Annotated in this window: 9 protein-coding genes and 2 tRNA genes; 4 read left to right on the top strand and 7 right to left on the bottom strand. The window is 62.1% G+C overall.

Annotation, left to right across the window (positions count from 1 at the left end):
* The first annotated feature begins 484 nt into the window (after positions 1-484).
* From ACZ0AJ_RS16440 to ACZ0AJ_RS16425, 4 genes are all read left to right on the top strand, one after another.
* On the top strand, positions 485-2,443 hold the full coding sequence (locus ACZ0AJ_RS16440; protein WP_499455561.1) for an AAA family ATPase: 1,959 nt from the start codon (positions 485-487) through the stop codon (positions 2,441-2,443).
* Positions 2,444-2,549: 106 nt separating this feature from the next.
* Complete coding sequence (locus ACZ0AJ_RS16435; RefSeq protein WP_499455559.1) at positions 2,550-3,818, top strand: DUF445 domain-containing protein; 1,269 nt, start codon at positions 2,550-2,552, stop codon at positions 3,816-3,818.
* A gap of 14 nt (positions 3,819-3,832) precedes the next feature.
* Positions 3,833-4,165 (top strand): putative signal transducing protein, encoded by a 333-nt coding sequence (locus ACZ0AJ_RS16430; RefSeq protein ID WP_499455558.1) that lies wholly within the window; start codon positions 3,833-3,835, stop codon positions 4,163-4,165.
* 127 nt (positions 4,166-4,292) lie between these two features.
* On the top strand, positions 4,293-4,451 hold the full coding sequence (locus ACZ0AJ_RS16425; protein ID WP_211524545.1) for a hypothetical protein: 159 nt from the start codon (positions 4,293-4,295) through the stop codon (positions 4,449-4,451).
* 183 nt (positions 4,452-4,634) lie between these two features.
* On the opposite strand, the gene ACZ0AJ_RS16420 is transcribed toward ACZ0AJ_RS16425, so the two are convergent.
* The 7 genes from ACZ0AJ_RS16420 to mutL form a co-directional block, all read right to left on the bottom strand.
* The gene (locus ACZ0AJ_RS16420) at positions 4,635-5,849 is read right to left on the bottom strand and encodes a glycosyltransferase (RefSeq protein WP_499455557.1); all 1,215 of its coding nucleotides are present in this window, start codon (positions 5,847-5,849) and stop codon (positions 4,635-4,637) included.
* A gap of 42 nt (positions 5,850-5,891) precedes the next feature.
* Entirely contained in the window at positions 5,892-6,878 is a 987-nt protein-coding gene (locus tag ACZ0AJ_RS16415; protein ID WP_499455635.1) for a glycosyltransferase, read from the bottom strand.
* A gap of 493 nt (positions 6,879-7,371) precedes the next feature.
* Positions 7,372-8,814: an oligosaccharide flippase family protein gene (locus tag ACZ0AJ_RS16410; protein ID WP_499455554.1), complete on the bottom strand. Its 1,443-nt coding sequence runs from the start codon at positions 8,812-8,814 to the stop codon at positions 7,372-7,374.
* A 181-nt stretch (positions 8,815-8,995) separates the two neighbouring features.
* A tRNA-Met gene (locus ACZ0AJ_RS16405) sits at positions 8,996-9,072 on the bottom strand.
* A 59-nt stretch (positions 9,073-9,131) separates the two neighbouring features.
* A tRNA-Met gene (locus ACZ0AJ_RS16400) sits at positions 9,132-9,208 on the bottom strand.
* Positions 9,209-9,290: 82 nt separating this feature from the next.
* A complete protein-coding gene (miaA, locus tag ACZ0AJ_RS16395) occupies positions 9,291-10,235 on the bottom strand; it encodes a tRNA (adenosine(37)-N6)-dimethylallyltransferase MiaA (RefSeq protein ID WP_499455553.1) in 945 nt (314 codons plus the stop codon).
* Between the two features lie 8 nt (positions 10,236-10,243).
* Complete coding sequence (gene mutL / locus ACZ0AJ_RS16390; RefSeq protein WP_499455551.1) at positions 10,244-12,190, bottom strand: DNA mismatch repair endonuclease MutL; 1,947 nt, start codon at positions 12,188-12,190, stop codon at positions 10,244-10,246.
* Positions 12,191-12,215: the final 25 nt, after the last annotated feature.

The raw sequence follows: 12,215 nt of genomic DNA, 5'->3' as shown, positions 1-12,215 counted from the left end.
CCCCGATTTTCGCCCGATTGGTTGTTCAATCGGCGCGAGCCTGCACGCCTTTGCCGGAGCAGTTGCAGAAATAGCCATCACTTTATATACCGATAGCGTCATATTGCATGCATTCCGAAAAAGTTGACTGTGGTAAATATGCAGCGCTCAGCAATACAGATTTTCATTCTTTAGGCATTTCATCATGCCGTTCTCGCAAGAATGTTCGATTTATTTGACAGACTCATCACGAATGCTGTCAGTCGGATAATCAATTCTCTTATCAAGACTTTCATTCGACTTAAATCGCGTCCGTTTTTGACTTTTTGGTATTCCCGGCGGTTTTTTTTGAAGGTATAGTCTTCTTACTCCCTTGCCGCAAAGCATTAAAAAGCAAGCTTCATTACCTCGAATTCGTCGGCCCACTGCCGACGCCGGCCACGGTTACCGGTGGCATGGCACCCCAGTCTCTCTTTGCTGTACGCATTTTCGACGAGTACACCTTATGCCCAATTTTTCCCGTCTTCAGATTGCATTCAAGAACGTCTACGTCCGCATCCTCGCCGTCATCCTGATGGGCATGCTGGTGACGCTGGCGATCTTCAAATCCAATGTGCCGCAGGACGCGCGCCCGGTGGTCCATTCGCAGAACATCGCCGAGATTACCGCACTGGCCAGTCAGAAAGCCCGCCTGGAATACCTCTTGATTGCCAAACCGCTGTCCGAAGCGCCGCGTTATATCTACAAGTTCAAGGATTCGGCAGCGCTGAACGTGGTCAAGGTGCCGAGTACCTCGCACCTGTCGCTCGAGCGCGAAGTGCTGCTCAAGAACGCGATTCCGTATTCGATCGCCAAGGACGACTTCCTCGCGGCCCACGAAGCCGTGATGGACGAGGGCGAAAGCACCTTGGCGCGTACCGGCGCCTTCTTCAAGCAGAACGCCTTCAATATCGCGATCGTGCTGCTGGTGCTGTACCTCATCAAATTCGGCATGCCGGGCACGGGCATGAGCGCATCGGTCATCAGCCCGGACAAGCTCAAGGGCAGCATGGATGACCTGATCGGCATGGAAGACATCAAGCAGGAAGTGCTGCACCTGGAAGAAATGATCCGCAACCGCGCCGAGTACCAGTCGCACAATATCGACAAGCCGTTCAACGTGATGCTCACCGGCCCGGCCGGTACCGGCAAGACCAAGCTCGTCGGCTACCTGGCCAAGCGCCTGAACCTGCCGATGATTTCGGCGTCCGGTTCGGCGCTCGAATCGGGCTATGTCGGCGGCGGCTCCAAGGCCCTGAACGCACTGCACCGCAAGGCCTGCGCCAAGGGCAAGTGCATCATTTTCCTCGACGAAGCGCAGAGCCTCTTCATGCCGCGCGGGCGCAGCGAAAAGAAATGGGAAGACGATACCGCCAACACGATGCTTGGCCTGCTGGACGGCGTGAAGAGCGACAAGGGCGCGGGCGTCATCTGGATCGTCGCCTCGAACTTCGATGACAGCTCGACCGAGATGGACGAAGCGATGCTGCGCCGCTTCTCGGTCAAGATCAACTTCCGCCTGCCGAACAAGGCCGAGCGCCGCGAACTGCTGCGCAGCTTCCTGTCGCGCAAGAAGGATGGCCTCGTCGACTGGAATGACCTGAACCTGGACCAGGTCGCCGAGATTACCCAGAACCTGAGCCCGGCGCTGCTGGAAACCGTGGTCGAACGCGCCAGCATGCTGTCGATCCAGGAAAAGACGATCATCAACACGAACCTGCTGTTCCGCGCGTACGAGCGCGCCACGATCGGCCTGACCGACCGCGCCACGACGCTCGACAAGCACAAGCAGCGCGAGCGGATCGCGTTGCACGAGCTGGGTCACTTCTTCATGCAGATCGACCCGTTCCTGCGCCAGGGCCTGACGCTGGCCGAAGTCAAGGAACGCTCGCACCTGCTCAAGATCAGCACCGAAGCAGTGTCGAAGATTGGCGCGCTGGGCTATGTGCTGCAGTCGGGTGAAGACATGTCGCTGCGCACGCTGGAAGAACTCGAGCGCGATGTGGTGGGCCTGTACGGCGGCGTCGCGGCCGAAGAAATGTTCTACGGCCCGCGTGGTATTTCGGTGGGCAGCCAGAACGACATCGAAAAGATCACCAAGATGCTCAACCTGATGGTGAGCCGCCTGTCGATGTATTCGCGCTCGAAGATCGATTACAGCCAGTTGCAGAAGGATATCGGCGGCGAGCACACGGTGCGGCTGGTGGAAGAAAAGGCCGATGCCTTGTACAGCTACACGCTGGACGCGATCCGCGACTACAAGCTGATGATGGAGTCGCTCAAGGACACGCTGCTGGAACAATATGTACTGTCGAAGGACGAGGTGTTTGCGCTGCTGGAAGAACGCAGCGAACTCCTGCTGCCGCAGCTGCACGGACAGCGCTGCGCGAAGCTGACCTTGTGCGAGGAAGAAGTGGCGGCCTAAGGCGCCTGATTTCCTCTGGAAGAAGGATGCGCCGCGGGCAGCCGGCGCGTCACGCGCGGGCAAAGTCGGCTAGCATGGCAGCATCGCCACAGCCGGGCCGCCCCGCATGCAAAAGCACGACGAACTGCGCAAGTCCAAACTGATCGCCCTCAGCTTCTTTATAGGCGCAGCCGTGCTGTTCGTGGTCAGCCTGCTGCTGCCGCAGACCTGGTGGACGGGCCTCTTGCGCGCGTTTTCCGAAGCCGCGATGGTCGGTGCGCTGGCCGACTGGTTCGCGGTGGTGGCGCTGTTCAGGCGCATCCCGATCCCGATCATCTCGCGCCACACCGCCATCATCCCCGGCAACAAGGACAAGATCGCCGACAACCTGGCGCTGTTCGTGCGCGAAAAATTCCTCGATACCGAGTCGATCCTCAAGCTGATCCGCCGCCACGACCCGGTGCAACTGCTGGCCGACTGGCTGGCCAAGCCCGCCAACACCGAACTGATGGGCGCGCACCTGGTGCGCGCCGCCACCTTCATGCTCGACTTTATTGAGGATGCGCCGGTGCAGAACGTCATCCGACGCGCGGTGCACACGATGGTGGGGAGCGTCGACCTGTCGAAGTCCGGCGGCGCCATCCTCGAGAGCCTGACGCGCGGCCGGCGCCACCAGCAACTGCTCGACGAAGGCATTCGCCAGCTCGCCCATCTGCTAGACAATACCGAGACCCAGGGCGCCATCGCGGGTGGCATCGTCGACTGGCTCAAGCAAGACTACGCGCTGGTCGAACGCATGCTGCCGTCCGAACTCATTGGCCGCAAGGGCGCCGACATCGCCGTGCGCCTGGCCTCGGGTATTCTCAACAAGGTCGCGGCCGACCCCGCGCACCCACTGCGTGAACGCTTCGACGAATATGTGGCCGATTTCATCGAGCGCATGAAGGCCGACCCCGACTTCATCGCCAGGGCCGACGACGTCAAGCGCTACCTGCTCGAAGACGACACGTTCAATGGCTACGTCGGTTCGCTGTGGGCCGAGCTGAAGGCGTGGCTCAAGCGCGATCTGGCCAGCGACGATTCGAGCATGCGCCGCCGCATCATCGGCATGGGCGCCTGGATCGGCAAGGCGCTGGGCGACGATCCGCAACTGCGCCAATCGCTGCAAGACAATCTCGAAGCCGCCGCGCGCGGCGTGGCGCCCGAATTCGCAGGCTACCTCACGCGCCACATCGCCGACACCGTCAAGCAATGGGACGACCGCGAAATGTCGGCCCAGATCGAACTCAATATCGGCAAGGACCTCCAATACATCCGCATCAACGGCACCATCGTGGGCGGGATGATCGGTGTGGTCCTGTACCTGTTGTCGCACCTTCCCGCACTACTGCGCTAAGCCAAGGAACCCGGATGCACACGCTCTCCCTGAACGACTGGCTCGCCGCCCACCCCGACATCGAAGCCGTGCCCGAGCGCGATCTGTACGTCGTGGCCCGCTACATGATTCCCGTGGACGCCACGCTGGCGCAGGGCTGCCTGGAAGCATCGGGTATCCCGGCGATGCTGGCCGACGCGCACCTGATGCAGACCGACCTGCTGCTGGCGCCCGCGCTGGGCGGCGTGCGGCTTCTGGTCCCGGCCGAGCACGTGCAGGCGGCGCACGAGGTGCTGCTGGCGCTGGCGCGCGGGGACTTCGCGCTGGATGAGGATGCACCCGATGGCGAGTGGCGTACGCCGGCCTGAGTTGGCTGAAGCAAGTGCCCGCATCGGTGGTCTGGCGCACAAAACGCGAACCGGCAGCGGCGTAGGCTGATGCTGTCGTGGCCGGTCATCCCGGCTGGCCAACGCATTTGCTGACAGGAGAATCATCATGCCGCAAGGTGATAAATCGTCGTACACCGACAAGCAGAAGCGCCAAGTCAAACATATTGAAGAAGGGTACGAGAAGAAGGGCGTCGGAAAGAAGGAAGCAGAGCGCCGCGCCTGGGCAACCGAGAACAAGGTCTCGGGTGGGGGCAAGAAGCATTGATGCCGCGCCAAAGCAGTACCGGCTCAACAAAAAGCCGCTGCGTCGTTTGATGCAGCGGCTTTTTGTTACATGGACACGGCCTTGTCTGCAAGCCTCGACGTTCTGGTACTACCATGCCGGCACAGCCGGGGTCAGGTCTGACAAATGGACACGGCCTTATCTGTAAGCTTCAATATACTGGTACTACGGCTGAGCTTGTGTCCGAATGTCAGACCTGACCCCCGCTTTCTGAGCAGGTTTGACGATCGCCTCGAAGTGCGCGAGGAGCCCGTCGGCCACCTTGTCCCAGGTGTTCTCCAGCGCGTAGCCCCGTAGCCGCGCCGGGTTCCAGTCATTCTCCAGTGCGACGCCGATGGCGTGTGCGAATGGTGCCGGCTCGCGGGCGTCGACCAGGATGCCCAGGTCTGGCCCAGTGATGATCTCGGGCACGCCCCAGGTGCGGTGGGCCACTACCGGCGTGGCGCAGGCCATGGCTTCGAGGACGACATTGGGCCAGCCTTCCTTTTCGCTGGCCAGGCAAAACACGTCGGCCGCCGAGTACCAGGCGTGCAGGTCGGTGTTCAGTACGGCGCCGGCCCAGACGACGTGTTCGGCGATCCCGAGTTCGGTCGCCAGGGCGCGCAGGTCGGCTTCACAGTCGCCTTCCTCGCCGCCTTGCCCGACGACGATGAAGCACAGGTCCGTGTGCCCCGCGGTGCGCAGCAGGGCGTGGGCGCGCAGCAGGATGTCCACGCCCTTGCGTGGCACCAGGTGCGATACCGACAGCATGTAGCGCCGGTCGGTGCGCAAGCCCAGCGCCGCGCGGGCATCGATTTTTGCCGTGGGACGAAACCGCGCCGTGTCCACGCCATTGGTGGACGCATGGCCCTTGTCGGGCGGCGCGCCCAGCCGGATGGCGCCGTCGACCAGCGCCCGGGCGACACCGAAGTAGCGCGCGCTATGGCGCAGCGCGTACAGCACTTGCCGGATCCGCACGGGAAACCGGGGCAGGTCGTTGATGTCGTGGCCGCGCAGGGTGACGACATACGGCTTGCCGATGACGCGGGCCAGCAGGGCGCCCGCAAACCCTTCCGGAAACGCCAGGTGGCAGTCGAGCACGTCGATCTTGCCCTTGAGACCATGCGAGCCGATGAACCGCCACAGCGCGAAGGCCAGGAAGACACCCTCCAGCGGCTTGAGCACGGCCGGGATCGAGAAGAATTTCGGGAAATAGGTCGGGTACGCGTTGGCGTCGGTCTGCGGCGCAATCTGGTTGCGGTTGGCATAGCGCGGAAAGTACCGCTCGCCGGGGAACCAGGGGATGGGCGAAACCACAATCAGATCGACCTTGGTCGACAACGCGTCCAGTCGTTGCTTGACGAACTGGGCATGCACCGGCATCCGTGGATTGGGAAACATGGTTGCGATACAAAGGATGCGGATGCGGTCGGTCATAAATGCTTAGAGATCGTCCATGACATCGGCCAGGAAGCGGTCGGCTTTTGCCTCCCAGCTTTCGCTCTGGAGAAAGTCGTCGAGGCGCGTGCGTGCGTCGTTCGGATACGCGTCATCGCCCGATTCGAGCGTGGCCAGCGCCGCCGCCACTGCCTGGGGGAACGCATCCGACGCCGCCAGGGTCAGGTAGGCAGCCAGCCGAACCGCCTCGGGAAGGGGCGACGTGATCACGGGTTTGCCCGTGGCCAGGTATTCCTTGAGCTTGAGCGGATTGATGTTCCAGGTCGACGCGTCGACCACGTAAGGCAGAATGCACACGTCGAAGTGCGCGACGTGACCGGGCAAGTCGGCATACGGCACCGCGCCGTAGAAGCGCAGATTGGGCACATCGAAGAATTCACCGGGATCCCGGTCCACGATCGGGCCCAGCACCACGAAGGTTGCCTGCGGTGACAGCAGCGCGGCAGCCCTGAGCGCCTGGCCGTCGACACGCTGGTCGAACACGCCGAACATGCCCACCAAAGGATGGGGCAGGGCAGCCAGGGGGCTGGCAGGATCGGGTTGGGCTCGCGAGAAATGCGCTAGGTCCACGCCATGGGTCAGCAAGGTCGACGCACTGGCAAACGGGGAGCGGGTTTCGAGAATCGAGGTGGACGTGGCGATCATGAGATCGCACGCATCCAGCGTTTCTTGCTCCAGGCGTTGCATGGCCGGGCCATTGATTCCATGCCAGTGCGTGAAATCATCGACGCAATAATAGACCTTCCGCATGAAAATATGATCGCGAAAGAGGCCTGGGACGATGGGGGACGTACTCACCAGAATGGGATACTTGCCCGGCGCCACATGTCGAAGCGCCTCATGCACGGCGCCCGACAGCAGGTGGTGATTCAGCGCAGTGGACGTGGGCCCCTGGAACGATGGCCACATGACCGGGTTGACGATATACGGGAACACGGCATCCCTGGACGCCGCGGTGGAGCAGGCATTCACACCATGCCGTCCCCGGTCTTTCGAGCGCGCCCTGAGTCTGGCGCCGGGCCGAATCCATGAACGAATGACCTGCATGGTCCTTTTAAAATCATGCAGGTTCAATCGCGGCGTACGAAGGCCAATGGTATTCACCCAAATAACCTGGACGTGCGGAATAATCCTCAGGAATAAATGCTGGCAGCTGGACGGATGCCGGCCCCAATCGTCGGCAAATACGACAAAAACGTACTGGGACAGCGGATGTTTAGGGTCTGGCATTCTGGCCAATTAACTCGGGGCGGCACTTGGTAGAAGAGGGTAATGTGTAATTGCACAAAAAACGATACACAATTCACATTGTCTGCCAAGATAAATAACGGCAGGTTTTTTTGGCAATGACAATTGTTATTATAATATCACTGAGGCGAACCAGCTGAGCTCAAAATAAAGTCTCTGTCGCCGCAAACCAACTGATCCGCTATGCCAGAAAAATAAGCTTGGCATTGTCCCGTATTTATGCAATACGCGCCCGTAACCCAGCCAGCATTTTATCGATCTCGGGTGTTAATGGATGCTCCGTGATACGAAGTGACAAATACCAGAGGCATGCCAGGGGCAGGGCCGAGGCAAGAAGAACGAGAACCGGTGTGAATGAGGCAGGAAACGCCATTTTGAGCATCGCGGCGCCCGCCATGCAAATGAGGGCGACGGCAGCGCTGGGCCATAATGCCACCAGCATCGTCGACAGCCGATGGCGAAAATAGATACGTTGCTGGATCAGCAGCACGGGCATCGCAACAATGGTCGCGCCGCAAATCACCCACGAAAAACTGCGAATACTGCCGTCAAACAGGGCAAAGGCAAAGGCCACGCGCGAGGCAAGCGTGACCACGATCGGGAACGAGGCCAGGAACGGCCTGCCGATGGCTGTCATGGCCGCAGGGTAGTAATTGAAGATCGTGCCGATGGCGCAGGCTACCAGCAAGCCGTCGATGGCTGGCACCGAGGGCAGCCATTTTTCGCCATACAGCACAGTGATGATGTCTGTGGCGAACACATACGTCAGTCCGAGCGCGGTCCAGGCAATGCCGGTCAGCAGCGAGGTTGCCTTGTTCAGCAAGGTGCCGACCGATTCGCCACGGTGGTGCGCCTGAGCGATGTACGACACCGAGCCATAATTTGCCGTGCTGCCGGCGATATGGAAAAAAATCGTGACGGTCGAATTGGCCCGGCTGAAAAAGCCGACCAGGGTCGCATTGCCCAGTTTCCCCAGAAGGATATCGGGAATCGAATTGTTAATCGAGCTGAGGCAATTTGTAAGAAGCGAGCTCATTCCAAAATGCACGACGTCGCGCCAGTGCCGGAAAGAGGGCATCCATGGAAGATATTTGGGGCGGAAAGGGATGTACGCGATGGCGCACGTGATGATATTGACGAGATTGGCCCACGCCATGCTCAGCGCGCCAAAACCCATGAGGGCAAGGATAATGCAGGTGGCTGCCGATGTCGCTGTACTCACTGCGGTAACCCATGCCTGCTTGCCAGCCGCAAAATCCCGTATCAGCAGCGAATTGGTGATCGAGCCAAACGGGATGAAGACGAAGCAAATCGCCAGTACTTTCATCACGGGGATCATCTTCGGTTCATTGAACCATGCGCCAAACCAGTCGCTGCCGGCATAGATGGCCGCAGCAATCAACCACGAGGTCGTGAAAATCACGCCCGTGGCGGCGCGCAGCTTTTCCGGCGTCAGTTCTTTTTCACGCTGCAGATAACTGCCAACGCCGAAGTCCTGGAAAATATGCGCGATATTGATGAACACGATGGTCATCGAATAGATGCCGATATCGCTGGGGCTCAGTACGCGTGCCAGAAACAGCGTGACGGCAAACTGAACAATCGTTCCGCCGGTCGACGTAAAAAAGTTGATGAACAGGGAGCGCCGGATGTTCGCCATAAGATAGAGCCGCTTTTTTTCTATTTATCCGTCTCATTATGCACGGTGGTGCAGGCCGGGCATATATTCGCAGGGACCAAATTCTGGCATTGCGTGCCGTGGACGGGCAGGGCACAAAAAAACCGCAGTCTCCGTGGCGGGGACTGCGGTTTCTGGCGCTCTCTGTTGCGAGAGTGAAGCTTGGTGGTGATAGGTGGACTTGAACCACCGACCCCAGCATTATGAGTGCTGTGCTCTAACCAACTGAGCTATATCACCGGAACGGGCAAAAGCAAAATGGCCTGACTCGTTGGAGCCAGGCCATCGCCTGAAATCTTTGGTGGTGATAGGTGGACTTGAACCACCGACCCCAGCATTATGAGTGCTGTGCTCTAACCAACTGAGCTATATCACCGCAACGGCAAGTATTATCCGGCGTGAGTGGATGGCTGTCAAGATCGCTGGGGCGTGTGGGTCACAAATAGTCGCCGCGCATGTCAATTTTCCAACAGCGCAAGGTGCGCCAGCATCGCGCCGGCCGGATCCGGCCCCAGGCAATCGATGACGATCCGGTCCGGCATCGCGCGCAGCCACGTGATCTGGCGCTTGGCCAGCTGGCGCGTGGCGATGATGCCCGTCTCGCGCAGCGTGGCGCGGTCGATGCGCCCGTCGAGGTAATCCCAGGCCTGGCGGTAGCCCACGCAGCGGATCGACGGCAGCAGCGGCGACAGGTCACCGCGCGCCCGCAGCCGCGCCACCTCCGCCACCAGCCCGCTGTCGTCGCGGGTGCCCAGCATCGCATCGAAACGCTGCGCGATGCGCTTGTGCAGTACTGCGCGGTCATCAGTCTCCAGACCGAACGACACGAGCCTGAACGGCAGCACGGGCTTGGTGCGCAGCGCCAGCAGCGCCGACATCGGCTTGCCGGTCAGTTCGATGATTTCCAGCGCGCGGTTGATGCGCTGGGCGTCGTTCGGCGCCAGCCGGTCGGCGGTGATGGGGTCAAGCACGCGCAGCTTGTCGTGCATGCCGGGCCAGCCGATGCGCGCCGCTTCGGCGTCGAGCGCGGCGCGCAGCGCCACGTCGGCGGTCGGCAAGTCGTCCAGCCCCTCGACCAGGCCCTTGAAATACATCATCGTGCCGCCCACCAGCAGCGGCAGCGCGCCGCGCGCCGTGATCTCGGCCACCAGCCGGATCGCATCGTTGCGGAACTGCATGACCGAATACGCATCGAGCGGATCGAGGATGTCGATCAGGTGATGCGGCACGGCGACCAGTTCGTCGGGTGTGGGCTTGGCGGTGCCGATATCCATCTCGCGATACACCAGGGCGGAGTCGACCGAGATGATTTCGACGGGGCGCGTTTGGGCGATGCGCAGGGCGGCCGCGGTCTTGCCGGAGGCGGTCGGGCCCATGATGGCCACGGCCAGTGGTGTGTGCATGTCCATCATCACTGACCGCGCAGGAACAGCTTGTCGAGCGCAGAAATCTCGAGCTGCACCCAGGTCGGGCGGCCGTGGTTGCACTGGTCGGCGCGCTCGGTGCTTTCCATCTGGCGCAGCAGCGCGTTCATTTCGGGCTGGCTCAGGATGCGGTTGGCGCGCACCGCCGTGTGGCAGGCCAGGGTGCCCAGCAGCTCGTTGCGCCGTTCGATCAGCACGCGCGAGCCGCCGAATTCGCGCACGTCGCGCAGCACGTCGCGCGCGAGCGTCTGGGCATCGGCGTTCTTGAGCAGCGTCGGCACGCTGCGCACTGCCAGCGTGGTCGGCGACAGGGCCGCGATATCGAAGCCCAGCGTTGCCAGCGTGTCCGCGTGCTCGTGCACGGTGGCGACCTCCATCGCGTCGGCGTAGAACGTCACCGGGATCAAGAGCGCCTGCACCTGCATTTCCTGGCCCTGCGCCTGGGCGTCCAGCGCATTCTTGATCTGCTCGTACAGGATGCGCTCGTGCGCCGCGTGCATGTCGACCAGCACCAGGCCGCGCGTGTTCTGCGCCAGGATGTAGATGCCGTGCAGCTGGGCCAGGGCGAAGCCGAGCGGGAAGTCGTCGTTCGACAGCGGCTTGTCGGCTGCCGCCATCGGCACCGGCACTGGCGCCGGGCTCGAGGCAGTGCCAGACGAACTGCTGGCCGCGTCGGACGCAAACAGCGCGCCGTAGGCTTCCAGGCGTTGGGGCACGCCGCCACCCGTGGCCGCATCGTCCCAGCGGCTGCCCGCTGCGTACGGCGACGGCGAGAAGGTCTGCGTCAACTGCGCGCCGAACGAGGTCTGCTCGTGCGGGCGCTGCTGCTGCGACGGCGACTGCGACAGTTGCGAGATTTGCCATAGCGGCGTGCCGCTCGGGCGCACCTCGGCAGCCGTCATCGGCCCCGGCACGCTGCCGTGCGCGGTGGCCGACGTCTGCGCCAGCGTGCGCTGCACCGCGTGGAACACGAACTGGTGCACCGCGCGGCTGTCGCGAAAGCGCACCTCGGTCTTCGACGGATGCACGTTGACGTCGACCAGCGCCGGGTCGAGGTCGAGCGAGAGCACATAGGCCGGGAAGCGGTCGCCGTGCAACACGTCCTGGTACGCCGCCTTGACCGCGTGCACCAGCACCTTGTCGCGCACAAAGCGCCCGTTCACGTAGAAGAACTGGCCGTCGGCGCGCGCCTTGGAAGCGGTCGGCAGGCCGACGTAGCCATGCAGGTGCAGCGGGCCGGCCGCTTCGTCGAGCGCCAGGCGCGCTTCGGCAAAATCGTTGCCCAGGATGTGGGCGCTGCGCTTGGCCGCTTCGCTGACATTCCAGTGGTCGATCGTGCGCCCGTTGTGCGACAGGCTGAAGGCAACGTCCGGGCGCGACAGCGCGATGCGGCGCACGACTTCGGCGCAGTGCGCGTATTCGGTCTGCTCGGACTTGAGGAACTTGCGCCGCGCCGGCGTATTGAAGTACAGGTCCTGCACGTCGATCGTGGTGCCGCAGGCGCCCGACGATGGCGCCACCACGCCTTCGTGCGAGCCGACGATCTCGAACGCATGCGCGGCGTCGGCCGTGCGCGAGGTCACGCGCACCGAGGCGACCGACGCGATCGAGGCCAGCGCTTCGCCGCGAAAGCCCAGCGTGCCCACGTTTTCCAGGTCGCTCAGCGAGGCGATCTTGGACGTTGCGTGGCGCGACAGCGCAAGGGGCAGCTGATCCGGCGCGATGCCGCGGCCGTTGTCGGTGATGGCGATGCGCTTGACGCCGCCTTCTTCCAGGCGGATGGTGATCGTCGTCGAACCGGCGTCGAGCGCGTTTTCCAGCAACTCCTTGACGACGGCCGAGGGCCGCTCGACCACTTCGCCGGCGGCGATCTGCGAGATGAGCTGGTCGGGAAGCTGCTGGATGGGGCGGATGGTCGGGGCAGGGGCGTTCATCCGCAGATTATAGCCCGCCCAAAAA

It is taken from the genome of Telluria sp. AC161, from assembly GCF_979258535.1.
The sequence above is the reverse complement of the archived record's forward strand: the minus strand, read 5'-3'. Positions and strand labels throughout refer to the sequence as shown.